Below are 24,840 nucleotides of genomic sequence, written 5' to 3'. Positions count from 1 at the left end.
TGGTCGATGCTGCAAAAGAAAACGGGCGCCGTAGCGCCCGTTTTTCGTTCCAGCCGGCTTCGGCTGTACGCGTGATGCGTCATGCATCGTCCGCATCGGCTCCATCGGCGCCTTCCGTGCCGAGCAGCCCGGCGGCCGCCTCACCTGGCAACGCCTCGACCTGCTTCAGCTTGCGGTTCATCACGCGGGTGCGCTGCTCGGCGGACTCGATCGAGCGCGTGACCGTTTCAAGCTGCGCCTTCGTGCGCGCGAGCACATCGCCGAACTTGCCGAATTCGGTCTTCACTGCACCGAGCACCTGCCACACTTCGCTCGAGCGCTGCTCGATCGCGAGCGTGCGGAAGCCCATCTGCAGACTGTTCAGCAGCGCAGTCAGCGTCGTCGGCCCGGCCACCGTCACGCGATAGTCGCGCTGCAGCAGGTCGGTCAGCCCCGGGCGGCGCAGGATCTCCGCATAGAGCCCCTCGGTCGGCAGGAACAGCAGCGCGAAATCGGTCGTATGCGGCGGTGCGACGTACTTCTCGGCGATCGTGCGCGCTTCCAACCGCACGCGCGCCTCGAGCGCACGGGCCGCGTCCTCGACCGCCGCCGAATCGGCACGCTCCTGCGCGTCGATCAGCCGCTCGTAGTCCTCGCGCGGGAATTTCGCGTCGATCGGCAGCCACACCGGCGGCGCGTCGCGCGTGCCAGCGTCGCGCCCCGGCAGCCGGATCGCGAACTCGACGCGTTCGCTGCTCTTCGGCACCGTCGCGACGTTCTTCGCGTACTGGTCGGGCGTGAGCATCTGCTCGAGCAAGGCCTCGAGCTGCACCTCGCCCCAGGTGCCACGCGTCTTCACGTTGGTCAGCACCTTCTTCAGGTCCCCAACGCCAGCCGCGAGGGTCTGCATCTCGCCGAGCCCGCGGTGTACCTGCTCGAGCCGGTCCGACACGAGCTTGAACGATTCGCCGAGCCGCTGTTCGAGCGTCGCATGCAGCTTCTCGTCGACGGTGCGGCGCATCTCCTCGAGCTTCGCCGCATTGTTCGTCTCGATTTCCTTCAGCCGCTGTTCGAGCGTCGCACGCACTTCGCCGATCCGGCGATCGTTGGCCTCGGTCAGTTGCGTGAGCTGCCGGTTCAGCGTGTCACCGAACAGCCGCAGCGCGACCGTCTGCTCTTCACGCGCCTGCTGCGCCTGGCGCTGCACGCTCTCGCGCATCGCGTCGAATTGCTGCGCGTTGCCCGCGACGAGCTTGCCCAGCTGTTGCGCGAAGCCCTCGATCTGATTGTTCTGCACGGTCGCGATGCTCGTGAGCTGCGTCGCGAGCGTCTGCTGAAGCTGCGAGAAACTGCCAGCAAGCTCGGTGCGCGAGCCTCGTGCGTTCTCGACGATCTCGCCACGCAGCTCGCGCTCGAGCCGCTCGACCGCGAGCGCCTGCGCGTGCGCGGCGTCCTCGATCTGGTCACCCAGCACGGCCGCATCGTCGTGGCGGCCGCCACCGCGCACGATCGCGACGATCGCCACCGCGAGCGCGACGGCCAGCACGACGACCGCCGCCAGCAACAACATCGTCGTCATGCGCGCGGCTTCCCGATTACGTCAGGGTTGATCGCGTTCGGCGGCTGCCCCGCGCGCGGCCCTTCGCCCAGCGCGGCGATCAGGTTGTCGGCCGCGAGGTTCGCCATCGCACGGCGCGTCTTCTCGGTCGCGCTCGCGATGTGCGGCGTCAGCACGACGTTCGGTACCTCGAGCAGCGCTGGATGGACGCTCGGTTCGCCTTCATAGACGTCGAGGCCGGCCGCGGCGATCGTCCCGGCGCGCAGCGCGACGGCCAGCGCTGCGTCGTCGACGATGCCGCCGCGCGCGATGTTGGTCAGCGTCGCGGTGGGCTTCATCTTCGCGAGCTCGGCCGCGCCGATCGTGTGATGGTTCTCCTTCGTGTACGGCAGCACGAGAACGACGTGATCGGCGCGCGCCAGCAACGCATCCTTCGACACGTATTCGGCGTTCAGCTCGGCCTCGATCTCGGGCGCAACCCGCGACCGGTTGTGATAGATCACCTGCATCCCGAAGCCGCGCGCGCGCCGTGCGAGTGCCTGACCGATGCGCCCCATCCCGATGACGCCGAGTGTCGAGCCGTAAATGTCGCTGCCGAGGAAACCGTCGTACGCCCACTTCTTCCAGTGTCCGGCGCGCAACCAGTGCTCGGATTCGGCGATCCGCCGCGCGGCGGCCATCATCAGCGCCCAGCCGAAATCCGCGGTGGATTCGTTCAGCACGTCGGGCGTATTGGTGCCGAGCACGTTCGCAGCGTTGAACGCGGCCATGTCGAAATTGTTGTAGCCGACCGCCATGTTCGACACGACGCGCAGGCGCGGCGCTGCCGCGAGCGCGGCCGCGCCGACCGGGTCGCCCGCCGTCAGCGCGCCGTCCTTGTCCGCGAGGCGCGCGGCGAGCGCGTCGGGGGCGAGCGCATCGCCATTGTTCCAGTCGACTTCGAAATACTGCTCGAGCCGTTCGATCACGTCCGGAAAGATCGGACGTGCGACCAGGATCTTCTGCATCGCCATCTCCGCATGCCGCGGCCGGCACGCGGCACATCGTGCGCCGCCGGAGCCGTCCGCGCTTGGTTGAAAATCGTCAGCCTACGCCGGGAAGAAGATCCACGACGTCAGCAGGAATACGGGTACCAGGATCACGAGCGCCCAGCCGAGATATGCGAAGAAGCTCGGCATCCTCACGCCGCGCGATTCCGCGATCGCTTTCACCATGAAGTTCGGCGCATTGCCGATGTAGCTGTTCGCTCCCATGAACACCGCCCCCGCGGAAATCGCGGCGAGCGTCGTCGCGCCGGTCGTCATCAGCGCTTGCGCATCGCCGCCCGCGAGGTTGAAGAACACGAGATAGGTCGGTGCGTTGTCGAGGAACGACGACAGCAGGCCGGTCGCCCAGAAATACATCGCGTCGATCGGCTTGCCGTCGGGCCCCGTGACGAGATGAACGATCTGTGCGAACGCACCGTCCGCACCCGCGCGCAGGATCACGATCACCGGCGCGATCGTCACGAAGATCCCCGCGAACAGCTTCGCGACCTCCTCGATCGGCGCCCAGTTGAACGCGTTGCCTTCGCGCGCCGAGCGCGGCGTCAGCGCGAGCGACGCGAGCGCCACGACGACCAGCGCGACATCGCGCACGAGATTCTGCAGTGCGACGTGCGTGCCCCACACGTCGAACGAGATGCCCGGCTTCCAGATGCCGCTCATCAGCACGAGGCCGATCACGGCCGCGAGCAGCACGAAGTTGACCTTGCCGTCGATCGACAGCGCGCCGCCGTCGGGCGTCGGGTCGAGTGCGGCCGGCCGCTCCTCACCGGCCTTCCGGTAGAAGTACGTATCGAGCACGAAGAAAAGCGTCAGCAGCACCGCGCAGATGAACAGCATCGGCAGCGCGAGATGCGTGGTCGTCCAGAAGAAGCTCACGCCATTCAGGAAGCCGAGGAACAGCGGCGGATCGCCGAGCGGCGACAGCGAGCCGCCCGCGTTCGCGACGAGGAAGATGAAGAAGATCACGACGTGTACGACGTGCTTGCGGTTATCGTTCGCGCGCAGCAGCGGCCGGATCAGCAGCATCGCCGCGCCCGTCGTGCCCATCACGCTCGCGAGCAGCGTGCCGAGCGCGAGGATCGCGGTGTTCAGCTTCGGCGTGCCGTGCAGGTTGCCGTTGACGCAAATGCCGCCCGCGACCGTATAGAGCGCCGTCAACAGCACGATGAACGGGATGTACTCCTCGAGCAGCGCGTGCACGAGCGTACCGAACGCCGTGCTCGCACCGAACGCGACGGCGAACGGGACCAGGAACACGATCGCCCACGCTGCGGCGATCTTGCCGAAGTGGTGATGCCAGAACACCGGCGCGACGAGCGGGAACACCGCGATGGACAGCAGGATCCCGGCGAACGGGATGCCCCAGAGTGCGGACAGCGTGGCACCGTCGAGCGTGGCGGCCGATGCAAGCGCGGGAACGGCGCCAAGCGCGGCTCCGGACGCCATGCCCGCCCAGGCGGCATGTCGTTTCATGCAGAACTTCCTTGTGCGAGTGAGTCGAGTGAGGATGGATCAGGTGCGTGCGTCATGCGCCGCGTACGACGATCACGTGAACGCGGTACGGGCCGTGCGCGCCCAGCACGATGGTCTGCTCGATATCGCCCGTGCGCGACGGGCCCGATACGAAATTGACCGCGCGCGGCAATTCGCCGCGCTCCGCGCGAATCAGCGCGAATGCGTCTTCATGGCCCGCGACGATCCGCGACGCCGGCACGATCGCGATGTGCGTCTCCGGCAGCAGCGCGGCCGATGCATAGGTGTCGGGGCCGGACAGCAACACCAGCGAACCCGTTTCGGCGGTTGCGCAGAAGCAGCCGGTGAGGCCGACGAGATCGCCGTCGCGCGGTTTGCGGCATTCGACCGACAGGCCGGCGCCGGCCCAGTCGAGCTCGGCCAGCGTGCGCCATGCGACGGCCTGCATCGGCAGGCCGTGAGCGGAGAGATAGCGGGCGGCGGCGGACGGCGCGTCGGCCAGTGTCGCGACTTCGTCGACCGTCGTCGAGAGGCGAGCCGCTTCATCGCCGAATGCGGCGACGAGGTCGGCCGGCATCGGCGGGCGCGGCCCCTCGGGATGGCGGGCGAGGTAGTCGGCGACGCCGTCGCGCTCCGCTGCATCGGGTTCGGGCGCGCGTCGTTGCGACGCGCGAATGCGTGCGAGGATCTGGCGACGCGCAGCGGAAGTGTCCATGAACGGTCCTCGTGACGTTGGCGTGCGATACCGTCGGATTATACCGGCCGCCCTCGCCGCGACGCACCTGGCCGCATGGCCGACGCTTACTGCGATGCGTCCTCGTCGACCGGCTGCGCGATGCCGAACACCTGGCGCAGGTACGCGAGATACGCCTTGTCGTCGCACATGCTCTTGCCCGGCGAATCCGACAGCTTCGCGACCGGCTGTCCGTTGCAGCGGACCATCTTGATCACGATCTGCAGCGGCACGTAGCCGAGATCGTTCGTGAGGTTGGTGCCGACGCCGAACGCGAGCTTGCAGCGGTTGCGGAATCGTTCGTACAGCTGCATGACCTTCGGGATGTCGAGCGCGTCGGAGAACACGAGCACCTTGGTACGCGGGTCGCAGCGGTTCGCCTCGTAGTGGCGCAGCATGCGCTCGCCCCACTCGAACGGATCGCCCGAATCGTGGCGCGCGCCGTCGAACAGCTTGCAGAAGTACATGTCGAAGTCGTTCAGGAACGCATCCATCCCGTAGACGTCCGACAGCGCGATCCCGAGGTCGCCGCGATACTCCTTCGCCCACATCTCGAAACCATAGGTCTGTGAATCGCGCAGCCGCGGGCCGAGCGCCTGGCAGGCCTGCAGGTATTCGTGGGCCATCGTGCCGAGCGGCGTCAGGCCGTGCTTCATCGCGTAGAACACGTTGCTGGTGCCCGCGAACTGCGGCCCGAGCCCGTCGCGCAGCGTCAGCGCGACCTCCTCGTGCCACACCTTCGAGAAGCGCCGGCGCGTGCCATAGTCGGCGATCTTGCAGTCGGCGAACTCAGGCTTCGCGCCGAGCAGCTTGATCTTCTCGCGCAGCCGTTCGCGGCCTTCGCGATAGTCGGGCTCGCGCTGCGTGTTGCGGAAATAGACCTCGTTGACGATCGCGAGCGCCGGAATCTCGAACAGGATCGTGTGCAGCCACGGCCCCTCGATCACGATGTCGATCTCGCCGTTGCCCTTCGGAGAAGGCGTGATCGAGATGTATTTCTCGTTCAGATGGAACAGCGCGAGGAAGTCGACGAAGTCGCTCTTGATGAAGCGCATGCGCCGCAGGTAGTCGAGTTCGTCGTCGGTGAAGCGCAGCGAACACAGGCCGCGCACCTCGTCGCGGATCTCGTCGATGTACGGGACGAGATCGACGCCGGGCGTGCGACACCGGAACCGGTACTCGACGTGTGCGGCAGGAAAGTGATGCAGGACGACCTGCATCATCGTGAACTTGTAGAGATCCGTGTCGAGCAGCGAAGTGATGATCATGATTGCGGTACCGCCAATATCGAGACACGGCCCCGGCGCACCGCGCGCCGCCCGGTCTGCCGGCCATGTTACCCGAATGCGGGCCCGACCATCGTGAAACCGCCTCCCCCTTGCCCACCGCGTCGTGCGGCCGGCCGCACGCACCGCGCCCACGGTCGGCCCCATAAACTAATCACGAAACGATATAAGCCGGAAAGCCGACCACGCCATGCGGGTTTTGCGCTTCAGTTACAATGCCGCTTTTGGCGCAAACGCCACCCCATATATACCGCGAAGCAGGAGCGTTTTAATGACTCACGTTGTGACCGAAGGCTGCATCAAGTGCAAATACACGGATTGCGTGGATGTGTGCCCGGTGGATTGCTTCCGTGAAGGTCCCAACTTTCTCGCCATCGATCCGGACGAGTGCATCGACTGCGCCGTGTGCGTCGCCGAGTGCCCGACCAATGCGATCTATGCCGAAGAAGACGTTCCGGGCGACCAGCAGCAGTTCACCGAGCTGAACGCCGAACTGGCGAAGAACTGGCCGTCCATCACGAAGACGAAGCCGGCACCGGCCGACGCGGACGAGTGGAAGGACGTGCAGGACAAGCTGCACCTGCTCGAACGCTGATCGCGCAGCGGCGCCGCAAATTTTTTTGCACTCCGCCGCTCAAAAGAGTTGACAGGTTAGCGAACGCTCCATAAAATCTCGTTTCTCTGCTGTTGTTGTTTGTTCCCCGATAGCTCAGTCGGTAGAGCGCCGGACTGTTAATCCGTAGGTCCCTGGTTCGAGCCCAGGTCGGGGAGCCAAAAACGCAAGAGCCCGTTGAAAGTGGACGGGTTTTTTGTTGGCCACCAAACAAGCACGCAGATGTACCGATTTATTCCCCGATAGCTCAGTCGGTAGAGCGCCGGACTGTTAATCCGTAGGTCCCTGGTTCGAGCCCAGGTCGGGGAGCCAGACAGCAAAAGGCCCGTCATTCGACGGGCCTTTTGTTTTTCCGGCGCCCGTCGGTCACCGCCGCGCATGCTAGAGTCTCTCTCCCGCATTCGCATCCGGTTCCGTCGATGAAGCATCGCCTCCTTTCCGCCGCGCCGTTCGCCCTTCTGCTCTCCGCCTTTGCCGCCGCGCCGCTCGCGCACGCGGAGGAAGTCGGCAGCGTCAACACCCATTTCCGCGTGACGGGCTCTGACCGCGTGGTCGTCGAAGCGTACGACGATCCGCTCGTGACGGGCGTCACCTGCTACGTGTCACGGGCGCGCACCGGCGGGATCAAGGGCACGCTCGGCGTCGCCGAGGATCCGAGCGAAGCGTCGATCGCGTGCCGGCAGGTCGGCCCGCTCAGCTTCAAGGAGCCGCTCAAGCAGCAGACCGACGTGTTCAGCGAGCGGATGTCGTTCATCTTCAAGACGCTGCACGTCGTGCGCGTGGTCGACAAGAAGCGCAACACGCTCGTCTACCTGACCTACAGCGACCGCATCGTCAGCGGCAGCCCGAAGAACGCCGTGACCGCGGTGCCGATGCCGGCCGGCACGACGATTCCGGTCAAGTAAGCCCGCGCCGGCCGGGCGCTCGAGCGATACACTGTCGATTCGACCGCCCCCGCGCCCGACCATGTCCGCCACCCGCCTTCTTCCGGACTCCGCACGTTACTGGCGCACGCCGCTGCTGCCGGGCGCGGATCTGCTCACGGCTACCTATCGCGACCATACGTTCGCGCCGCACTGGCATGACGCATACACGATCCCCGTGATCCTCGAGGGAGCGGAGCGCTACACCTGTCGCGGCAGCGGCCATGTCGCCGAAACGGGCACCGTGCCCGTGATCAATCCCGGCGAAGTGCACACGGGCTCGCGCGCGACCGACGAAGGCTGGTGCTATCGCGTGAGCTACGTGCCGGTCGACTACATTCGCGCGCTCGCGAGCGCGATCGCGGGGCGCCCGCAGGACGCGCCATGGTTCCCGTCCGACGTGATCCGCGACGCCGATCTCGCGGCACGGCTCGCGCTGGCCCACCGGATGATGGAGGCCGGCAGCGAATGCATGCCGGCGTTCCATCCGCACGAGCGGCCGGCCGCCGACGCTCCGGCCGCCGCGGCAGCGCGCGTCTACGATCCGCTCGCCGCCGAAACGGCGATGCTCGATGCATTGTCGACACTGATCGCGCGCCATGCCGACGCGCGGCTGCAGCCGGCAGTCCTTGCGGCCGACGAGCCGCGCGTCGACGCGATGCGCGAGAGGCTCGCCGCCGATCTCTCCTGCACTGTCACGCTCGACGACGTCGCGCAGGCTGCCGGCCTGTCGCCGTTCCACGCAGCGCGCCTGTTCACCCGAACGATCGGGATGCCGCCGCATGCATGGCGCAACCAGCTGCGGCTGCAGCGCGCACTGGCGCCGTTGCGCGCGGGCGTGTCGATCGCCGACGTCGCCGCGGCCAGCGGCTTCGTCGACCAGAGTCACTTCTCGCGACATTTCAAACGAATGTTCGGCGTGCCGCCCGGACGCTGGCAAGCGCGCTGACGCGCACTCCCCACCCTGCATTCGACGATACGCGGCAACCGGCACGCAGGTTGCGCCGCCGGCACCGCGGGCGCAAGAACGTACAAGCCGCCACGGGCAGCGCTCCGCTATCCTGCATTGCATGGAGACGCACTCCTTGAATCCCGCACCCACACACTCGCCCCCGCCCCGCCGCCCGCTCAACGAATGGCTCGACGGCGCACGCGACACGATCCCGATGATGATCGGCGCGGCGCCGTTCGGCGTGATCTTCGGCACGCTGGTCGGTGGCGGCCCGCTCGCCGCATGGCACGGCGCGCTGATGTCGCTCGCGGTGTTCGCGGGCTCCGCGCAATTCATCGCGCTCGGCCTGATCGCCGGCAGCGCAAGCTTCGTCGTCGTGCTCGCGACGACGCTGATCGTGAACCTGCGTCATCTGCTGTACAGCGCGACGCTCGCGCCGTACGTCGCGCACCTGCCGCTGCGCTGGCGCGCGACGCTCGGTGCGCTGATGACCGACGAAGTGTTCGCAGTCGCCTACGCGCACTACCGGCACTTCCCGCCCGGTGCAATCGGCCCCCACTACTTCTTCGGCTCGGGCCTCGCGATGTACCTGAACTGGCAGGTCTGGACGCTCGCGGGCATCGGCTTCGGCGCGGCCTTCCCGGGCCTCCAGTCGCTCGGCCTCGATTTCGCGATGGCGGCGACATTCATCGCGATCGTCGTTCCGCAACTCGGCACGCTGCGCTATTTCGCGGCCGCCGCGACGGCCGGCACGCTCGCGTACTTCTGGCAGGGCTGGCCGTACAAGCTCGGGCTGCTGGGCGCGGTCGCCGCCGGCGTCGTGGTCGGCGTCGCGCTGACGCTGCGGCACGAGCGTTCGCGCACCGCTTCACGCACGGAGACCGCATCGTGAGCTACGCGCTGCTGATCCTCGGGATGGCCGTGATCACCTATGCGATCCGGACGACACTGTTTCTGTTCGGCGAGCGGCTGACCTTCCCACCGCTCGTGCGGACCGCGCTCGGCTTCGTGCCCGTCACTGTGCTGACCGCGATCATCGTGCCGATGACCGTCTCGCCGCACGGCGGCACGGCCGAACTGACCTGGCGCAATCCGCAGCTCGTCGGCGCGCTCGCCGCCGTGGCCGTGTCGGCGACGACACGCCGGCCGCTCGTGACGATCGCGGTCGGGCTCGCGGTGTTCTTCCTCTGGCAAGGGATCGTGATGCCGCACTGGCTGCCGGCCTGAGCGAACGTCGCCGGCCGTGCTCAAGTTTTCGCCCGGCGCGCCGATATCGGGTATGAAGACCCGCCATCGGCCTCGGCGCGAACCGGTCCGTCGACGCTGCGCCCGCACCGGTGCGCGGTGTCGGCCGCCGGCCCGCGCGGGCCGCCATCGAGACGATTCATGGGCCAGATCACCCTTTCCCTCAAAGACGACACGCTTGCGTCCCTGCGCAAGGACTACGACGCATTCGTGCGCGTGTCGCTGAAACTCGACCCGCAGTTCGCGACGCCGTCGTTCGAGGATTTCCTGCGCGCCAAGCTGCTCGACAACATGGTGCCGCTGACCGAGCATGCCGTGCAGCGGATGCTCGAGGGCGGCCAGTACGCGTGGGCGAAGCGCACGCTCGACAAGGAATTTCCGGACGTCGTCGCGATCCTGATGCGGCAGGCCGGCGAATTCGGCTTCGGCTTCGCGTCGCGCTCCGAATGGACCCCCGACGAGCTGGCAAAGGCGTGCCGCGACTGGGCCAAGGCGATCGTTGCCGAAGCGCAGGGCGACGCGTCGCTCGTCGATCCGCTCGCCGCGCAGATCAAGGGCGCTGTGCACGACATCCAGACGCTCGAGGAAACGATGCAGACGCCCGCATGGCGGCTTGCGGAATCGCTGCGCCAGCGCGTCTACGAGGCGAAGCTCGCGTGCGAGATGAGCGTCGGCAGCGCCGCGCGCGACAAGCTCGGGGAACTGCGCGGCCTGCTGCGGCTCGGGCTCGCGCACGGTTCGTTCCAGAAACAGGAAGCGCAGCAGATCATGGAATACCTGCGGCTGCTGAAGCCCGACATCTTCGTCGACGAGCCGTACGACGTATTCGCGCGGCTTGCCGCGTGGCTGCGCAGCGTATTCACGCCGTCCGCCGCACGGCCGGCGCACGGACCGGGGCCGGAACAGCACCGGCCATGACGGCCCGCGTCCACGCATGAAGAACGGCCCGGTTCGCGCGAAGCGAACCGGGCCGTCGATCGATCGCCGTCACGACGCGCCGTCCGGGGCGAACGTCGTGCGACGTCGAGGGGCCGCTTACTGCGCGGCGCCCGAGGCCGATGCACCGCCCTGCACGCCGGCCGACGCGCCGCCTTCGACCGCCTCGTCGCCCACCTTCGACTTCGCCGAGCCGGCATGATGCTTGGCCGACTTCGCCGCGTGCTTCGCGTGCTTCTTGGCCGAGTGGACCGACGACGCCGCCGTGTCCTTCGCGCTGTCGGCTGCCGCACCGACCGCGTCGGTCGCGCCGCCGACCGCATTGCCCGACGCGTTCGCGCCGGCACCACCCTGCATGCCCGCACCAGCGCCTGCCCCTGCTGCCGGCGCCTGCGCCTGCACGCCGGCACCTGCGGTGCCCTGTGCCGCGACGCCCGTCTGCGCGAATGCGGCCGAAGTGGCGAACGCCGTCAGCGCGGCACCGATCAGCATCGTACGAATCTTGGACATGAGAATCCTCCTCAAGAAGTTGTGGGCGCGGACCGCCTCGATGCGATCCGTCGCGTCCCCTGCCGCAACACGCAGCAGGTACGACGAAAGACCCGCAGGCCGCACGTCCGGTTCTCCAATCTCTCAGACTGTTACCCACCGTTTCATTTGCTGACGAATCGCTCACAGTCCTTAACAACTGCTGCGCGCGGGCCTGCACGACCGTCCGCACTCGCGCGCCGGCCCTCGGTGCCGTATGATGCGGGGCAATTCCTCCCGCGCATCGCGCGCATCCTTCGTCATGCCCAATCTGGATTTCACGCTGACCGGCGAATACGTCGAGCTGCACAACCTTCTCAAGATCACCGGCCTCGCGGACAGCGGCGGCACGGCGAAGATGTTCGTCGCGTCCGGCGCGGTGAAAGTCGACGGCGTGGTCGAACTGCGCAAGACCTGCAAGATCCGCGCGGGTCAGGTCGTGCTGTTCGGCGACACGCGGATCGCGGTTCACGACGCGTAGCGGTTCCCCCTGACCGTGACATGGCCATCGGCGCGCGCGTTCGACACCGTTCGAATAAAGCCGTAAGCTAGCCGTCTCTCAAAATAAATACAGACAGCGCGGGCCCGCACCCGCGCGAGCGCTCATTCCATGTCGCATTCCGGTCTTACGCGGACGGCCGCCGCGCCGCCGTCCCTGTCCAGTCATGCCGCCGATACCGCGCGCCTCGCCGCGCCGCTTGCGATCGCGCAGCTCTCGCAGATGGCGATGAGCGTCACCGACACGGTACTGCTCGGCTCGCTCGGCCCCGATTCGCTCGCGGCGGGCGGCCTCGGCGCGAACTTCTTCTTCGTCATCGTGACCGTGCTGCAGGGCGTGCTCTCGTCCGTCAGCGTGAGCGTCGCGCATGCGCGCGGCGCGCAGGCGGAACACCGCGTGCCGCACATCTACTGGACCGGCTTCATGCTGTCCGTGCTGCTCGCGATTCCGGCGATCGTCGCGCTGTCGCTGTCCGAACCGATCCTGCTGATGTTCCACGAGCCGCCGACGCTCGCGCATCACGTCGGCGAGTACACCGGCATCCTGCGGTTCGCGGCGCTCGGCAGCCTGATCGGCGTCGGACTGATGCGCGCATTCCTGCCGGCGATCGGCGCCGCACGACGCCTGCTGTGGGTTTCGATCGGCGGCGTCGGCATCAACGGCGTGCTGAACTACGGGCTGATCCACGGCGCATTCGGCTTGCCGCGGCTCGGCTTCCTCGGCTCGGCGGTCGCGACGACCATCACCATCTGGCTCACCGCGCTCGCGCTGATCTGGCTGCTGCACGGCCGCCAGCGGTTCCGCCATTTCGTGACCGCCGCCCGTCCGAAACTGCCCTTGATGGGCGAGCTGATCGGCATCGGCTGGCCGGTGGCGATCACGTACGGGGTCGAATCGACGCTCTTTCTCGCCACGGGTCTCACCATCGGCGTGCTCGGCGCGACGTCGCTTGCCGCGCATCAGATCGCGCTGAACGTCGCGTCGGTCGCGTTCATGGTGCCGCTCGCGATCGGCCAGGCCGCCAACGTGCGGGTCGGCTACTGGGTCGGCGCCGGCCAGCCGGTCGCCGCGCGACATGCGGGTTTCGTCGCGCTCGGCCTCGGCGTCGCGTTCATGTCGCTGTCGGGGCTCGTGCTGATCGTCGCGCCGCATGCGATCGTCGGCCTGTATCTGCAACTCGACGACCCGGCCAACGCGGCGACCGTGTCGCTGGCCGCATCGCTCCTCGGCATCGCCGCGGTGTTCCAGATCGTCGACGGCATGCAGACCGTCGGGTCGGGCGCACTGCGCGGACTGCGGGACACGCGCATCCCGATGCTCGCGGCGACCTTCGGCTACTGGGGCATCGGTTTCCCGACCGGTTACTGGCTGGCATTCCATGCCGGCCTCGGCGCTCGCGGCCTGTGGTGGGGGCTCGCGGCCGGCCTCGCGAGCGTCGCCGTGCTGATGGCCTGGCGCTTTCACCGGAAGACCTCGTCGCTCGTCGCGCCGACGCGTTGAGCTCGGCACGACGCAAAATCGCAGCCGGCGCTATGCTTGTCGGTTGAAGACCCAGGACGCCGCGCCAGCGGCGCGATTGCCTCACGATACGCCAGACGCCGCACGACCCGCGGCTTTTCCCTTCCCCAAGAGGAGTGCATCATGAACGAAGCAGTTCGGATGGAACGCGACACGTTCGGCGAGATCGCCGTGCCGGCCAACCGGCTCTGGGGCGCGCAGACGGAACGCTCGCTGCAGAATTTCCGGATCTCGACGGAGAAGCAGTCGCCCGAGCTGATCCACGCGCTCGCGATCGTCAAGCGTGCCGCGGCCGCCGTGAACCAGTCGCTCGGCGTGCTGGCCGACGAAAAGGCGCGCGCGATCATCGACGCGGCCGACGAGATCATCGCTGGCAAGCATCCGCGCGAATTCCCGCTCGCGGTCTGGCAGACGGGCTCCGGCACGCAGACCAACATGAACCTCAACGAGGTGATCGCGAACCGGGCGAGCGAGCTGCTCGGCGGCGAGCGCGGCGAAGCACGCAAGGTCCACCCGAACGACGACGTGAACCGCGGCCAGTCGTCGAACGACGTGTTCCCGACCGCGATGCATATCGCGGCCGCCTACGCGATTGTCAACCACCTGCTGCCCGCGCTGCGCACGCTGCGCGCGACGCTCGACGCGAAGTCGAAGGCTTTCGCCGACATCGTGAAGATCGGCCGCACGCACCTGCAGGACGCGACGCCGCTCACGCTCGGGCAGGAGTTTTCCGGCTACGTCGCGCAGCTCGACCAGGGCGTCCGGCACGTCGAATCCGCGCTGCCGCACCTGTACGAACTCGCCCTCGGCGGCACCGCCGTCGGCACCGGGCTGAACGCGCATCCGGAGTTCGCGGTGCGCGTGGCCGACGAGATCGGCCGGCTGACGAAGCTGCCGTTCGTCACCGCGCCGAGCAAGTTCGAGGTAATGGCAGCCGCCGACGCGCTGGTGTTCGCGCACGGCGCGCTGAAGACGGTCGCGGCCGGCCTGATGAAGATCGCCAACGACGTCCGCTGGCTTGCGAGCGGGCCGCGCTGCGGGCTCGGCGAACTGTCGATTCCGGAAAACGAACCGGGCAGCTCGATCATGCCGGGCAAGGTGAACCCGACGCAGTCGGAAGCCGTGACGATGCTGTGCTGTCAGGTGTTCGGCAACGACGTCGCGGTCAACGTCGGCGGCGCCAGCGGCAATTTCGAGCTGAACGTGTTCCGGCCGATGATCGCGCACAACGTGCTGCAGTCGGTGCGGCTGCTCGCCGACGGCGCGCAGAGCTTCAACGACCACTGCGCGGTGGGCATCGAGCCGAATCGCGCGCGCATCGACCTGCTGCTGAACGAATCGCTGATGCTCGTGACGGCGCTCAATCCGCACATCGGCTACGACAAGGCCGCGCAGATCGCGAAGAAGGCGCACAAGGAAGGCACGACGCTGAAAGCCGCCGCGCTCGCGCTCGGCTACCTGACCGAGGCGGAATTCGACGCGTGGGTGCGCCCCGAAGAGATGATCGGATCGCGGTAATCGCGGGGAGGCGACGCGATGACGGGCGCGGCACGCATGCGCGGCGCCCGTTGTCGTCAGACGGTGCCCTTCGCCACTTCCTCGGGCTTCATCTCGACGATCTTGTCGAGCGCGGCGCGCACGTCGGCCGCATATTTTGCGAGCACCTTCTGTTCGTCGGTCTCGGGCACGAACGGCGGCACCGGCACGGGGTTGCCGTTCTCATCGACCGCGACGAACACGACGAGGCAATCGGTCGTCTGGCGCAGTACGCCGCCCTTCGGATCGCCGGCGTGCACGGACACATGGATGTGCATGCTGGTGCGCCCCGTCGCGACGACGCGCGCCTTCAGTTCGACCAGGTTGCCAACGAGGATCGGCCGCTGGAAGCGGATGTTGCCGACGCTGACCGTCACGCAATAGCGGCTCGACCAGACCGCCGCACACGCATACGCGACCTCGTCGATCCACTTCATCAGCGCGCCGCCATGCACCTTGCCGCCAAAGTTCACGGACGAGGGCTCGGCGAGGAAGCGGAATACGGTTTCGGTGCGGTCGAGGGCGGCCGGTACGGGGGACGGTTGGGACATCGTGGTAGCTCCAGGCGGCGGGGGCACTGCAATCGGCGCATTATACGTTGCACTGCGGCAACACGTCGCGGTGCCCGCCGTGCCGCAGCGACGGCACGCCCGCCCGCGCACTGACCCGGGATCGGCACCGCAAGCTGGCGCCCGTCAGCGGCGCACCGTGATGCCCTGGTCGATCGTCCCGTACATCTCGAGGCTGCCGCCCCGCGCGCCGGCGGCACCCGCACCGCCCTGGGCACAGGCCGCGCAGAGGAACGCGGCCGCCAACAGGCAGAAAATCGTCTTCATCGTTGCATCGTGTCGCATCCGGCGGCCCACTGCCGCCGCGTCGGGTCATTCTACGCGCGCGACCGGCAACCGCGGGCGCACACCGCCCCGCCGCATCTGACATTTCATCCGAACGCGAAACATCGAATGCGCGCAGCGCCTACACTGCAGGCATTCCGCCTGACAAGACACGACGATGACCGATCAAGACGACCACCACTTTCCAGGCCTGAGCCGGATCGGCGCACTGATCGCCGATCCCGGGCGCGCCGCGATGCTGTGGGTGCTGATGGACGGCAGCGCGCGGCCGGCCGGCGAACTGACGATGATCGCGGGGCTGTCGCCTTCCGCGGCGAGCGCCCACCTTGCGCGTCTGACCGAAGGTGGCCTGCTCGCGCTCGACGTGCGTGGCCGGCACCGCTACTACCGGCTCGCGTCGGTCGACATCGCGGCGTCGCTCGAGGCACTCGCGAACGTGGCCCGCGCGGCCGCGCCGAACCGTCCGGTGCCGCCGCCGTCGCGCACGGTGCCGGCCGAACTGCGCTACGCGCGCACCTGCTACGACCACATGGCCGGCGAGCTCGCGGTCCGCATCTTCGACGGGCTCACGGCACGCGGCTGGCTGCAGGCGGACGGCGATGCGATCGAAGCCACCGAACTCGGCACGCAGGCGCTCGGGCGCTGGGGCATCGACGTCGCACAGCAGCGCACGCGCCGCCGCCGTTTCGCATGCCGCTGCCTCGACTGGAGCGAGCGCCGCCCGCATCTCGGCGGCGCGCTGGGCGCGGCACTGCTCGACAGCTTCTGCGCGCACGGCTGGATCGAGCGCACCGTGCGGCCGCGCGTGCTGCGCGTCACCGTACCCGGACAGCAGATTTTCGACGACTGGCTTACGTCCGCTTGACGTGCGCATTGCGACCGGATGACAACGGCGCGCGATGGACAGGTTTTGTTACATCGCGTGCCATACGACTTACAAAACACTGAGCACTGAAACAGGCCGAGCGGATATTGTGAACTCGACGGCACGAATCGACGCGCCGCGATAACGACGAAGACGCTCATCATGGCCTCCCTGTTCACGCTCAAGCGAACCGCCCACTGCACGCTGCTCGCTGTCGCCACGCTGGCGACCCTGCCGTCCGCATTCGCGCAAGCGACACAGGCCGCGGCGTATGCGGCCGCCGCCCGACAACCGGGTGGCGATCCGCCGAGCCGCGTCGCCCGGCTCAACTACATGTCGGGTGCCGTGACGACGGAGCCCGCCGGCACCGATACCTGGTCGTACGCCGCCGTGAACCGGCCGCTGACGACCGGCGACCAGCTGTGGAACGATGCCGGCGCGCGCTCCGAACTGCACATCGGCTCGACCGCGGTGCGTCTCGGCGAATCGACGAACCTGTCGGTCCTGAACCTCGACGACAACACGACGCAGCTGAAAGTCGGGCTCGGCACCGTGTCGACCCACGTACGCGATCTGCCGCCCGGCGGAACCTACGAAATCGATACGCCCAATCTCGCGCTCGGCATCACGGGCCCCGGCGACTATCGCGTCGATGTCGCGCCGAACGGTGCGACCACGACGGTCACCGTCCGCAGCGGCAGCGCGACCGTCTACGGCAGCAACGGGCAGTATCCGCTATCGCCCGGGCAGCAGGTCGTGTTCACCGGCACCGACCTGCAGGTCGCACAGCAATCGGCCGCACCGGCCCCCGATGCGCTCGACCAGTGGGCCGCCAGCCGCGATGCGGCCGAGCAGCGCTCGGTGTCGGCCCGCTACGTATCGCGCGACGTTCCCGGCTATCAGGACCTCGACGCGAACGGTACGTGGCGCGAAACCCCGAATTACGGCGAGGTCTGGGTGCCGAACGACACGCCGGCCGACTGGGCGCCGTATCACGACGGTCACTGGATCTGGCAAGCGCCGTGGGGCTGGACGTGGGTCGACGATGCACCGTGGGGCTTCGCGCCCTATCACTACGGCCGCTGGGCCTATGTCGACGATAGCTGGGCATGGGTGCCCGGCCCGATGGTCGTCAGCCAGCCGCCCGTCTACGCGCCGGCGCTCGTCGCGTTCGTGGGTGGAGGCGGCGGTCCCGACTGGAGCGTCGCCCTGACGGTCGGCGGCGTCGCCGCGGCCGGCTGCGCGTGGTTCGCACTCGGCCCGGGCGAAGCCTGGCATCCCGGCTGGGGTGGCTGGAGCCCGCATTACTACGATCGCGTGAACCGGAACATCGTGGTCAACAACGTGACGGTCAACAAGACCGTGAACGTGACGAACATCACCAACATCACGAACATCAACAAGACGTACGTGAACTTCCGCGCGCCGCACGCGATCACGGCCGTGCCGGCGTCCGCGTTCGTGCACGGTCAGCCAGTCGCGCACTTCTCGCAGCGCGTCGATCCGCAGCAATGGCGCAACGCGCACGTGATGCCGGGCACCCCCGGCATTGCGCCGGTACGCCAGAGCTTTACCGGCGGATTGCGCACGGCCAGCTACCGCCCGCCGGCAACGATCGGACAGCACACGTTCGTCGCGACGCGCAATCCGGCGGTACCGGCCGCATATCGGGACCAGGCGGCCGCGCATCTCGCCCGGCAAGGCGGGCGCGTGCCGGGCGCGGGCGCGCCCGTCGCGAAGACGAACGTGCCGGCCGACTATACGGCTCGCCCGGTCCGCGTTCCGGGCAACCCGAAGGCCGGTGCATGGGCGATGCGCAACGTTCAGCTCGTGAACCCGCACGGTCCTGTCGTGCAACCGGCGCACGCGCCGCGCGACGGGCAGCCAGCCCCGGCACAGGCACTGGCCGCACGGCCGGGTGCGCCGATGCCTGTCGTGCCGAATGGCGCGCGGCCGACGAACGGCGAAGGCCCCAATGCGCCGCGCTTCACGAACGGTGCCACGCCGCAGGCACCGGGCAATCCGGCTGCGCATCAGGCAATGGGCCCTGGAAATGGCGTCCCGCACCCGCCGACCTCCGTCAACACGCCGACCGGGCACGACAACACGCATGCTGCCGCGGCGCCCGCGCCCGCGTGGATGCAACCGCATACGCCGATGGAGCGTCAGCGCCCGACGCCGCCGACGGCTCTCCACGCAGCGGGACAGAATGCACTGCCGCCCGTGCGCGGCGCGGCACCGGCCCAGCATCCGGAAGCCGCGCCCAGTACGCAACTCGGCGGGCGGCAGGAAACGCCGCGCGCGTTGCCGCAACCACGGCTCGATACGACCGCGCAGATTCCGCAGCCGCGTCCGCGTCCTGACTTCGCGGCACCGGCGCAGCATGCGCAGCCGCGGCCCGAGCGGGCCGCCCCGACACCGCAACCGCGCCCCGAATTCGCGCAACCGGCACCAAGGCACGAAGTCGCGCCGCCGCGCGTGAACGAGTACCGCCCGCCCGCGCCGACCGTACACGAAATGCCGCGACCGCAGCCGCAGGCTCCGCGCATGGAGCCGCGGCCGTCGATGCCCGCGCCGCACATGGAACCACGGCCGCAACCGGCGCCGCACGTCGAGGCGCCGCACCCGAGCAACCCGCCGCCCGGCGGCCACGACGAGCGGCACCGCCAGTAACCGCGCCCGATGAAACGGAAAGGCCCGACCGGCGAATGCCGGTCGGGCCTTCTTCATTCCGTCTGGCGCGGATCGCGTAACCCGCACCGCCGCGCCGTCGACCGCCGGGGCTCAGACCGCCATCGGCGCGGTCAGCGGCTCATGATGCCGATAGCCGACGAGCGAGAAGTCGGACGGCTCGATCTGCTCGAGCCACTCGGGCGCATAAACACCCGTCTTCGCGTAGTCCGGCACGCGCTCGGCAATCTCGAGCCGCGGGCTGTCGTACGGTTCGCGCGTGAGCTGCTGCTGCAGCATGTCGAGCTGGTTCTCGTAGATATGCGCGTCACCGATGAAGTACGTGAACCAGCGCGGCGTATAACCCGTCAGCCGACCGACGAGCGACAGCAGCGCAGCCCCTTCCGTCAGGTTGAACGGCGTGCCGAGCCCGACGTCGTTGCTGCGGATGTACAGACACAGCGAAATCTCGCGCTTCGTGACGTTCGGCAGGAACTGGTACAGCAGATGGCACGCGGGCAGCGCGATCTGGTCGAGTACGGCCGGATTCCACGCGTGAAACAGAATGCGGCGATCGGCCGGGTTCTCCATGATCGTGTCGAGACACTGGCGCAACTGGTCGATCGCCTTGTACAGCAGCACCTTCGGCGCGCCGTCCTCGTCGAAGCGCGTGACGATCCGGAAACCGCGGCGCGTCGCGTCGGCGACCTGCGCGTCGGCGCCCGCGTCGAGCACCTTGTAGCCGGGCCACTGGCGCCATTGCACGCCGTACACGTCGCCCAGGTCGTCGACGCCCTGGCGGTACGGGTTCGCGAGCCACTGCGCATTGTCGTTCGCGTTCGCGTCCCACACTTTGCAGCCGAGCGCGCGGAAATCGGCCGCGCTGCGCGATGCCCGCAGGAAACCGACCAGTTCGCCGATCGCGGACTTGAACGCGAGCTTCTTGGTCGTCACGGCCGGGAAACCTTGCTGCAGGTCGAACCGCAGCATCGCACCGGGCATGCTGATGGTGCGGATGCCCGTGCGGTTCTCCTGCCAGGTGCCGGTGTCGAGGATGGTGCGAACGAGGTCGAGGTACTGTTTCATGCGGGTTCCTTCGGCCGCGAGGGCGGCCGTCACCCGCCAATTTTAGCAAGCGTGACGCGGAACCTCCGGCAACGGCGCCGAAAACCCTCCCAGCGGGTCGCTGCGATCGCGCATGCCATGCGCGCACATCAGCCGGTACAGCGTGACACGCGACACGCCGAGTTCGCGCGCCGCATCGGCGAAACGGCCGCGGTGGCGCAGCAGCGCCTGCTCGATCGCCTGCCGTTCGGCCGCTTCCCGCGCCTCGGTCAGCGAGACGGGCGCCAGGATCGCGAATTCGTTGAGTTCGAGATCGGCCGCGGTAATCATCCGGCCCTCCGACATCACGATCGCGCGGCGCACGCGATTGATCAGCTCGCGCACGTTGCCGGGCCACGAATAGCCGTACAGCGCGGCGATCGCATCCGGCGAGAAGCCACGCAGGCGGCGATGCGCATCACCCTTGAAACGCTCGAGCATGTGGCGCGCCAGCAACTCGATATCCTTGCCGCGCGCGCGCAGCGGCGGCTCCTCGATCTTCAGCACGCACAGCCGATGGAACAGGTCCTCGCGGAACAGCCCGTCGCGCAGCGCCGCTTCCATGTTCACGTGCGTCGCGCAGATCACGCGCACGTCGACCGGCACCGACACATGCGCGCCGAGCCGCTCGATCTTGCCTTCCTGCAGGAATCGCAGCAGGCTCGCCTGGCTCTCGAGCGGCAGGTCGCCGATCTCGTCGAGAAACAGCGTGCCGCCGTTCGCGGCCTCGACACGGCCGATCTTGCGCTGGTTCGCGCCCGTAAAAGCGCCGCGCTCATAGCCGAACAGCTCGGCTTGCAGCAGCGTCGACGGAATCGCACCGCAATTGATCGCGACGAACGGCGCCTGCGCGCGCGCCGAGCGCTCGTGGATCGCAACGGCCGTCAGTTCCTTGCCGGTACCCGATTCGCCGGAGATGAACACCGGTGCATCGGTCGTGGCGACGCGCCGGATCGTCCTGAAGAGTCCCAGCATCGCGTCGCAGGTGCCGACCATCTCGCCTTCGGCGCGCCCGGCGCCGACGGGCGCCGCCACCGGGTCGGTCAGTGCGACCATGCCGTGCGCATGGCCGATGGTCTCGACGATGCGCGACGCCTCGTACGGCATCGTCACGTAGTCGAAGCAATAGTCGCGAATGAGATGCCGCAGCGACGCGTCCTGCAACTGCCCACGCCGGGTCGCCGCGATCCAGCCGATGTGCTGGATGCTCAGACACGTTTCGAGTTCGCGCAGATCCGCCGGCCGAAAGCCCGGCGAGAAATCGAGCAGGCCGGCGGTTGCCACGCCGTGCTGCACGACACGCCGCACGTCGCGTGCGCTTTCCGCAAGATCGACGCGCCACCCGCATTCGTCGAAATGCCCGCGCAACGCGTCGTTCGGCTCGCGCGAGAAATAGATCACATGCCGCTGCTCGGCTCCCATATGCCCACCCCGTTCATCAACCGTCTAACGATTGCAGCACACGCCAAGTCGCGTGCTAAAGGATCGAACCGGGTCAGCCGAAGCGGCTCGATTCGCCATGCCGATGCGCGGCGACGACCAGCCACGCATGATGGCGCTTGTCTCGCGTCCAGTTATTTTGGGTCACGACGGCTTAGTTATAGGCGCTGAATACGACAAACCGATTGCAGCGCAAATGGGCGAGCGGCCGAATCGCTCAATGGTCGACGTTTATCAATCATCTGCACATAAGCACACGCGCAGTGACGCGTACCTGCATCGACACACGCCCAGATTTTCATCCTTGAAGCGTATCGAATGAATCCGCAGTACTCCCAAGCCCCTTCGTTTCACGCCTGAAACATTTCCCGGCGTTTTCGATTGCGATTCACGATGCTCCCCCGCGAATCGCAGACGCGACAATGCTCTTCGCCCGATGGCATGTATTTCGCTGAATGTGCAACGGATCGGAGAAGGCAGCCATGCGAACACTTTTTTCACGGTCTTGTGTGCAGATCACGATTGCATTTGCGCTCGCGTGTCCGTTCATGCCGGCCCGCGCGGAAGAAAGCGCGCGGCCCGAACGCGCGATGCTGCTTGCCGATAACGCGCCGCACACGCAACAGGACAACCGCATCGGTATCGTGCCGGTCGCCGCACCCCAACCGCGTTCGTCGAGCAAGACATGGGTGACGCTGTGGGACGAGCTCGCTCCGCCTACTCCGCTGCCGGTACCGATTCCTGTTCCGCTTCCCGGCAACGCACAGCATGCGATGGAGGGAAACGCCGGAAACCGCGTGCATCAATAATCTGCTCACGACGCCACATGCCGCTCAATTGATGAGGATTACAGACGAGCGAGATGAGTCAGGTCAGTCCACACAGCGCCGATATCTCGACGCGAACCGTTTTTTGTGTCCGTCCCCCGGCGGGCACTCTTTTTATTCAGGACATTACGGCGCAAAGGCCGCACCTCGTCGCCACCGTCGGCGAGGTGCGGCGGACCGGAATCTGCCAAGGCGCCCGCGCATCCGCATCGATGCGGTCGCACGCCGCCATTCCGGTAGAATCGGCGCCATTCCGGTTCTCCTCTTCTCCGACCTTCATGACGACGTTGACCCTGATCGTCGCGCGCGCCCGCAACGGCATCATCGGCCGCGACAACCAGTTGCCCTGGAAACTTCCCGAGGACCTCGCGTTCTTCAAGCGCACGACGATGGGTGCGCCGATCGTGATGGGCCGCAAGACCCACGAGTCGATCGGCCGGCCGCTGCCGGGCCGCCGCAATATCGTCGTCACGCGCGACGCAGCGCGCCGCTTCGACGGCTGCGACACCGTCACGTCGCTCGCCGATGCGCTCGCGCTCGCCGCGCGCGACGGGGTGGCCGAAGCATTCCTGATCGGCGGCGCACAGCTCTATGCGGAAGGCCTGGAACTCGCCGACAAGCTGGTCGTCACCGAGATCGACGCGGACTTCGACGGCGATGCGTCGTTCCCGGCGCCCGATCCCGCGCACTGGCAAGAAGTGTCGCGCGATCCGCACCAGGCCGCCGCGCCGAACACGTTCGGCTATGCGTTCGTCGTCTACGCGCGCAAGCGCGACTGACACGCGGCACACGACAAAAAGCCCGACCGGCGCACTCACGCCAGTCGGGCTTTTTCGTTTCGTGGCGGCCGACGCCGCGCCGCTTACTGCCCGGCGATCGTCATCTGCTCGATCAGCACCGAGCCCGTTTCCTTCGTACCGCGCACGATCGAATCCGCGCCGATCGCGACGATATGCCGGAACATCTCCTGCAACGTGCTCGCGACGGTGATTTCCTCGACCGGATATTGGATCACGCCGTTCTCGACCCAGAAGCCGGCCGCGCCGCGCGAATAGTCGCCGGTCACGTAGTTCACGCCCTGCCCCATCAGCTCCGTCAACAGCAGGCCCGTACCGAGCTTCTTCAGCATCGCGTCGAAATCATCGCCCGGCTGCGTGTTCGAACTGCGCAGCGCGAGGTTGTGCGAACCGCCCGCGTTGCCGGTCGTCTGCGTGCCGAGCTTGCGCGCCGAATAGGTCGACAGGAAGTAGCCTTCGACGACACCGTCGCTGACGACGCTGCGCGCACGCGTGCGCACGCCTTCCTCGTCGAACGGCGCGCTGCCCATTGCACGCGGCACGTGCGGATCCTCGACGACCTGCACGTGCGGTGCGAACACCGGCTTGCCGAGGCTGTCGACGAGGAACGACGTCTTGCGGTACAGCGCGCCGCCGCTGACGGCCTGCACGAATGCGCCGAGCAAACCGGCCGCGAGCGGCGCCTCGAACAGCACGGGCACCTTGCGGGTGTCGAGACGGCGCGCGCCCATCCGCGCCAGCGCACGCTCGGCCGCATAGCGCCCGACGGCTTCCGGCGCAGCGAGGTCGACCGCGCTGCGCTTCGACGAATACCAGTCGTCCCGCTGCATGTGGCGGCCGGTGCCCGCGATCGGCGCACACGCGATGTAGTGTCGCGAGTACGGGTAGCCGGCAAGGAAGCCGCGCGACGTCGCGAGCACGAACTGCGAATGCTGCGCCGACACGCTCGCGCCTTCCGAGTTGCGGATCTGCGGACTGACCGCGAACGCGGCGTCCTCCGCGCGGCGCGCGAGCTCGACGGCCTCGTCGGCCGACAGCGCCCACGGGTGGTAGAGATCGAGGTCGCGCGGGTCGGTTTCGAGCAGCTCGGCCTCGGCAAGGCCGGCCGCGTCGTCCTCGGCCGTGAAGCGCGCGATGTTGTACGCGGCGGCGACGGTATCCTTGATCGCGGCCGGCGAGAAGTCCGACGTGCTCGCGTTGCCGCGCTTCTTGCCGATGAACACCGTCACGCCGACCATCTTGTCGCGGTTGTGTTCGATCGTCTCGACCTCGCCGCGGCGCACCGACACCGACAGGCCGTCGCCTTCGGAGATTTCGGTCGCGGCGTCCGTCGCGCCGAGCGCCTTCGCATGGCGAAGGATGTCCGAGGCAATTTCTTTGAGCTGGTCCTGCGTGTGCGGGAAATAGCGCGCTTGTACGTCGAGATTGGCTGCCATCGTCGTGATATCCGGTGGCGGG

Annotated in this window: 24 protein-coding genes and 2 tRNA genes; 15 read left to right on the top strand and 11 right to left on the bottom strand. The window is 67.7% G+C overall.

Translation table 11 applies throughout. The annotated features are described in order from the left end of the window. Window positions 1-79 precede the first annotated feature (79 nt). The 5 genes from LGM71_RS02695 to pncB all read right to left on the bottom strand — a co-directional run bounded on the left by LGM71_RS02695 (window position 80) and on the right by pncB (window position 6,057). Window positions 80-1,558 carry a DNA recombination protein RmuC gene (locus LGM71_RS02695; protein ID WP_151048367.1) on the bottom strand — a complete coding sequence of 493 codons (1,479 nt, stop codon included), beginning with the start codon at window positions 1,556-1,558 and terminating at the stop codon, window positions 80-82. After that, window positions 1,555-2,544, bottom strand: coding sequence for a 2-hydroxyacid dehydrogenase (locus tag LGM71_RS02690; RefSeq protein ID WP_226113931.1), 990 nt, complete (start codon window positions 2,542-2,544; stop codon window positions 1,555-1,557). Before LGM71_RS02690 ends, LGM71_RS02695 begins: the two co-directional genes overlap by 4 nt. 81 nt (window positions 2,545-2,625) lie before the next feature. Continuing rightward, window positions 2,626-4,056 carry a sodium:proton antiporter gene (locus LGM71_RS02685; RefSeq protein WP_059607007.1) on the bottom strand — a complete coding sequence of 477 codons (1,431 nt, stop codon included), beginning with the start codon at window positions 4,054-4,056 and terminating at the stop codon, window positions 2,626-2,628. Window positions 4,057-4,108: 52 nt separating this feature from the next. Next, window positions 4,109-4,771: a LutC/YkgG family protein gene (locus LGM71_RS02680; protein ID WP_059607005.1), complete on the bottom strand. Its 663-nt coding sequence runs from the start codon at window positions 4,769-4,771 to the stop codon at window positions 4,109-4,111. An 86-nt stretch (window positions 4,772-4,857) separates the two neighbouring features. Continuing rightward, complete coding sequence (gene pncB / locus LGM71_RS02675) at window positions 4,858-6,057, bottom strand: nicotinate phosphoribosyltransferase (RefSeq protein WP_059607002.1); 1,200 nt, start codon at window positions 6,055-6,057, stop codon at window positions 4,858-4,860. A gap of 289 nt (window positions 6,058-6,346) precedes the next feature. On the opposite strand from pncB, the gene fdxA reads away from it, so the two are divergent. The 8 genes from fdxA (at window position 6,347) to LGM71_RS02635 (ending at window position 10,726) form a co-directional block, all read left to right on the top strand. Further along, window positions 6,347-6,670 (top strand): ferredoxin FdxA, encoded by a 324-nt coding sequence (gene fdxA / locus LGM71_RS02670; protein ID WP_011544919.1) that lies wholly within the window; start codon window positions 6,347-6,349, stop codon window positions 6,668-6,670. Between the two features lie 103 nt (window positions 6,671-6,773). After that, window positions 6,774-6,849, top strand: a tRNA-Asn gene (locus LGM71_RS02665). A 75-nt stretch (window positions 6,850-6,924) separates the two neighbouring features. Beyond that, a tRNA-Asn gene (locus LGM71_RS02660) sits at window positions 6,925-7,000 on the top strand. 107 nt (window positions 7,001-7,107) lie between these two features. Beyond that, window positions 7,108-7,593, top strand: a complete 486-nt coding sequence (locus tag LGM71_RS02655) for a CreA family protein (protein ID WP_059607001.1) — start codon at window positions 7,108-7,110, stop codon at window positions 7,591-7,593. Window positions 7,594-7,654: 61 nt separating this feature from the next. Then, the gene (locus tag LGM71_RS02650; RefSeq protein ID WP_226113929.1) at window positions 7,655-8,560 is read left to right on the top strand and encodes an AraC family transcriptional regulator; all 906 of its coding nucleotides are present in this window, start codon (window positions 7,655-7,657) and stop codon (window positions 8,558-8,560) included. Window positions 8,561-8,681: 121 nt separating this feature from the next. After that, window positions 8,682-9,455, top strand: a complete 774-nt coding sequence (locus LGM71_RS02645) for an AzlC family ABC transporter permease (RefSeq protein ID WP_226113927.1) — start codon at window positions 8,682-8,684, stop codon at window positions 9,453-9,455. Continuing rightward, window positions 9,452-9,790 (top strand): AzlD domain-containing protein, encoded by a 339-nt coding sequence (locus LGM71_RS02640; protein ID WP_124902123.1) that lies wholly within the window; start codon window positions 9,452-9,454, stop codon window positions 9,788-9,790. Before LGM71_RS02645 ends, LGM71_RS02640 begins: the two co-directional genes overlap by 4 nt. Window positions 9,791-9,949: 159 nt before the next feature. Next, complete coding sequence (locus LGM71_RS02635) at window positions 9,950-10,726, top strand: DUF4088 family protein (RefSeq protein ID WP_124623355.1); 777 nt, start codon at window positions 9,950-9,952, stop codon at window positions 10,724-10,726. 117 nt (window positions 10,727-10,843) lie between these two features. Here the strand turns inward: LGM71_RS02635 and LGM71_RS02630 are convergent, their stop codons facing one another. Next, window positions 10,844-11,254: a hypothetical protein gene (locus LGM71_RS02630; RefSeq protein WP_226113925.1), complete on the bottom strand. Its 411-nt coding sequence runs from the start codon at window positions 11,252-11,254 to the stop codon at window positions 10,844-10,846. Between the two features lie 280 nt (window positions 11,255-11,534). Here LGM71_RS02630 and LGM71_RS02625 point away from each other — a divergent pair, with 280 nt between their 5' ends. The 3 genes from LGM71_RS02625 (at window position 11,535) to fumC (ending at window position 14,807) form a co-directional block, all read left to right on the top strand. Next, window positions 11,535-11,753: an RNA-binding S4 domain-containing protein gene (locus LGM71_RS02625; RefSeq protein WP_006753074.1), complete on the top strand. Its 219-nt coding sequence runs from the start codon at window positions 11,535-11,537 to the stop codon at window positions 11,751-11,753. 129 nt (window positions 11,754-11,882) lie between these two features. Further along, on the top strand, window positions 11,883-13,271 hold the full coding sequence (norM, locus tag LGM71_RS02620; protein WP_124623358.1) for a multidrug efflux MATE transporter NorM: 1,389 nt from the start codon (window positions 11,883-11,885) through the stop codon (window positions 13,269-13,271). 141 nt (window positions 13,272-13,412) lie between these two features. After that, the gene (gene fumC, locus LGM71_RS02615) at window positions 13,413-14,807 is read left to right on the top strand and encodes a class II fumarate hydratase (RefSeq protein WP_151047001.1); all 1,395 of its coding nucleotides are present in this window, start codon (window positions 13,413-13,415) and stop codon (window positions 14,805-14,807) included. Between the two features lie 56 nt (window positions 14,808-14,863). Here fumC and LGM71_RS02610 read toward each other — a convergent pair whose 3' ends face one another. Beyond that, window positions 14,864-15,376 (bottom strand): acyl-CoA thioesterase, encoded by a 513-nt coding sequence (locus LGM71_RS02610; RefSeq protein WP_014897688.1) that lies wholly within the window; start codon window positions 15,374-15,376, stop codon window positions 14,864-14,866. 144 nt (window positions 15,377-15,520) lie between these two features. Further along, complete coding sequence (locus LGM71_RS02605) at window positions 15,521-15,661, bottom strand: hypothetical protein (protein WP_174906966.1); 141 nt, start codon at window positions 15,659-15,661, stop codon at window positions 15,521-15,523. Window positions 15,662-15,836: 175 nt separating this feature from the next. Between LGM71_RS02605 and LGM71_RS02600 the strand changes: the two genes are divergently transcribed. Both LGM71_RS02600 and LGM71_RS02595 read left to right on the top strand, forming a co-directional pair. Continuing rightward, window positions 15,837-16,544, top strand: coding sequence for an ArsR/SmtB family transcription factor (locus tag LGM71_RS02600; RefSeq protein WP_124623362.1), 708 nt, complete (start codon window positions 15,837-15,839; stop codon window positions 16,542-16,544). Window positions 16,545-16,706: 162 nt separating this feature from the next. Beyond that, entirely contained in the window at window positions 16,707-19,217 is a 2,511-nt protein-coding gene (locus LGM71_RS02595) for a DUF6600 domain-containing protein (protein ID WP_226113923.1), read from the top strand. A 111-nt stretch (window positions 19,218-19,328) separates the two neighbouring features. Here the strand turns inward: LGM71_RS02595 and LGM71_RS02590 are convergent, their stop codons facing one another. Together LGM71_RS02590 and LGM71_RS02585 are read right to left on the bottom strand one after the other, a co-directional pair. Continuing rightward, a complete protein-coding gene (locus LGM71_RS02590; protein ID WP_059607103.1) occupies window positions 19,329-20,300 on the bottom strand; it encodes a thymidylate synthase in 972 nt (323 codons plus the stop codon). 42 nt (window positions 20,301-20,342) lie between these two features. Next, window positions 20,343-21,740: a sigma-54 dependent transcriptional regulator gene (locus LGM71_RS02585; protein WP_059606981.1), complete on the bottom strand. Its 1,398-nt coding sequence runs from the start codon at window positions 21,738-21,740 to the stop codon at window positions 20,343-20,345. Between the two features lie 608 nt (window positions 21,741-22,348). Here LGM71_RS02585 and LGM71_RS02580 point away from each other — a divergent pair. Together LGM71_RS02580 and LGM71_RS02575 are read left to right on the top strand one after the other, a co-directional pair. After that, on the top strand, window positions 22,349-22,567 hold the full coding sequence (locus LGM71_RS02580; protein ID WP_226113921.1) for a hypothetical protein: 219 nt from the start codon (window positions 22,349-22,351) through the stop codon (window positions 22,565-22,567). A gap of 296 nt (window positions 22,568-22,863) precedes the next feature. After that, complete coding sequence (locus LGM71_RS02575) at window positions 22,864-23,364, top strand: dihydrofolate reductase (RefSeq protein WP_124902128.1); 501 nt, start codon at window positions 22,864-22,866, stop codon at window positions 23,362-23,364. Window positions 23,365-23,447: 83 nt separating this feature from the next. Here the strand turns inward: LGM71_RS02575 and pmbA are convergent, their stop codons facing one another. Continuing rightward, complete coding sequence (pmbA, locus tag LGM71_RS02570) at window positions 23,448-24,818, bottom strand: metalloprotease PmbA (RefSeq protein WP_226113919.1); 1,371 nt, start codon at window positions 24,816-24,818, stop codon at window positions 23,448-23,450. Between the last annotated feature and the right edge of the window lie 22 nt (window positions 24,819-24,840).

This window comes from Burkholderia sp. AU33545, from assembly GCF_020419685.1.
In the GTDB taxonomy this organism is placed as follows: domain Bacteria; phylum Pseudomonadota; class Gammaproteobacteria; order Burkholderiales; family Burkholderiaceae; genus Burkholderia; species Burkholderia diffusa.
This window is presented reverse-complemented; position numbering and strand designations above follow the sequence as displayed.

Bases quoted from the DNA above. Each gene is read 5' to 3' on its own strand.
- LGM71_RS02695 (WP_151048367.1), bottom strand. From the start codon at position 1,558: ATGACGACGATGTTGTTGCTGGCGGCGGTCGTCGTGCTGGCCGTCGCG.
- LGM71_RS02690 (WP_226113931.1), bottom strand. From the start codon at position 2,544: ATGCAGAAGATCCTGGTCGCACGTCCGATCTTTCCGGACGTGATCGAA.
- LGM71_RS02685 (WP_059607007.1), bottom strand. From the start codon at position 4,056: ATGAAACGACATGCCGCCTGGGCGGGCATGGCGTCCGGAGCCGCGCTT.
- LGM71_RS02680 (WP_059607005.1), bottom strand. From the start codon at position 4,771: ATGGACACTTCCGCTGCGCGTCGCCAGATCCTCGCACGCATTCGCGCG.
- pncB (WP_059607002.1), bottom strand. From the start codon at position 6,057: ATGATCATCACTTCGCTGCTCGACACGGATCTCTACAAGTTCACGATG.
- fdxA (WP_011544919.1), top strand. From the start codon at position 6,347: ATGACTCACGTTGTGACCGAAGGCTGCATCAAGTGCAAATACACGGAT.
- LGM71_RS02655 (WP_059607001.1), top strand. From the start codon at position 7,108: ATGAAGCATCGCCTCCTTTCCGCCGCGCCGTTCGCCCTTCTGCTCTCC.
- LGM71_RS02650 (WP_226113929.1), top strand. From the start codon at position 7,655: ATGTCCGCCACCCGCCTTCTTCCGGACTCCGCACGTTACTGGCGCACG.
- LGM71_RS02645 (WP_226113927.1), top strand. From the start codon at position 8,682: ATGGAGACGCACTCCTTGAATCCCGCACCCACACACTCGCCCCCGCCC.
- LGM71_RS02635 (WP_124623355.1), top strand. From the start codon at position 9,950: ATGGGCCAGATCACCCTTTCCCTCAAAGACGACACGCTTGCGTCCCTG.
- LGM71_RS02630 (WP_226113925.1), bottom strand. From the start codon at position 11,254: ATGTCCAAGATTCGTACGATGCTGATCGGTGCCGCGCTGACGGCGTTC.
- LGM71_RS02625 (WP_006753074.1), top strand. From the start codon at position 11,535: ATGCCCAATCTGGATTTCACGCTGACCGGCGAATACGTCGAGCTGCAC.
- norM (WP_124623358.1), top strand. From the start codon at position 11,883: ATGTCGCATTCCGGTCTTACGCGGACGGCCGCCGCGCCGCCGTCCCTG.
- fumC (WP_151047001.1), top strand. From the start codon at position 13,413: ATGAACGAAGCAGTTCGGATGGAACGCGACACGTTCGGCGAGATCGCC.
- LGM71_RS02610 (WP_014897688.1), bottom strand. From the start codon at position 15,376: ATGTCCCAACCGTCCCCCGTACCGGCCGCCCTCGACCGCACCGAAACC.
- LGM71_RS02605 (WP_174906966.1), bottom strand. From the start codon at position 15,661: ATGAAGACGATTTTCTGCCTGTTGGCGGCCGCGTTCCTCTGCGCGGCC.
- LGM71_RS02600 (WP_124623362.1), top strand. From the start codon at position 15,837: ATGACCGATCAAGACGACCACCACTTTCCAGGCCTGAGCCGGATCGGC.
- LGM71_RS02595 (WP_226113923.1), top strand. From the start codon at position 16,707: ATGGCCTCCCTGTTCACGCTCAAGCGAACCGCCCACTGCACGCTGCTC.
- LGM71_RS02590 (WP_059607103.1), bottom strand. From the start codon at position 20,300: ATGAAACAGTACCTCGACCTCGTTCGCACCATCCTCGACACCGGCACC.
- LGM71_RS02585 (WP_059606981.1), bottom strand. From the start codon at position 21,740: ATGGGAGCCGAGCAGCGGCATGTGATCTATTTCTCGCGCGAGCCGAAC.
- LGM71_RS02580 (WP_226113921.1), top strand. From the start codon at position 22,349: ATGCTGCTTGCCGATAACGCGCCGCACACGCAACAGGACAACCGCATC.
- LGM71_RS02575 (WP_124902128.1), top strand. From the start codon at position 22,864: ATGACGACGTTGACCCTGATCGTCGCGCGCGCCCGCAACGGCATCATC.
- pmbA (WP_226113919.1), bottom strand. From the start codon at position 24,818: ATGGCAGCCAATCTCGACGTACAAGCGCGCTATTTCCCGCACACGCAG.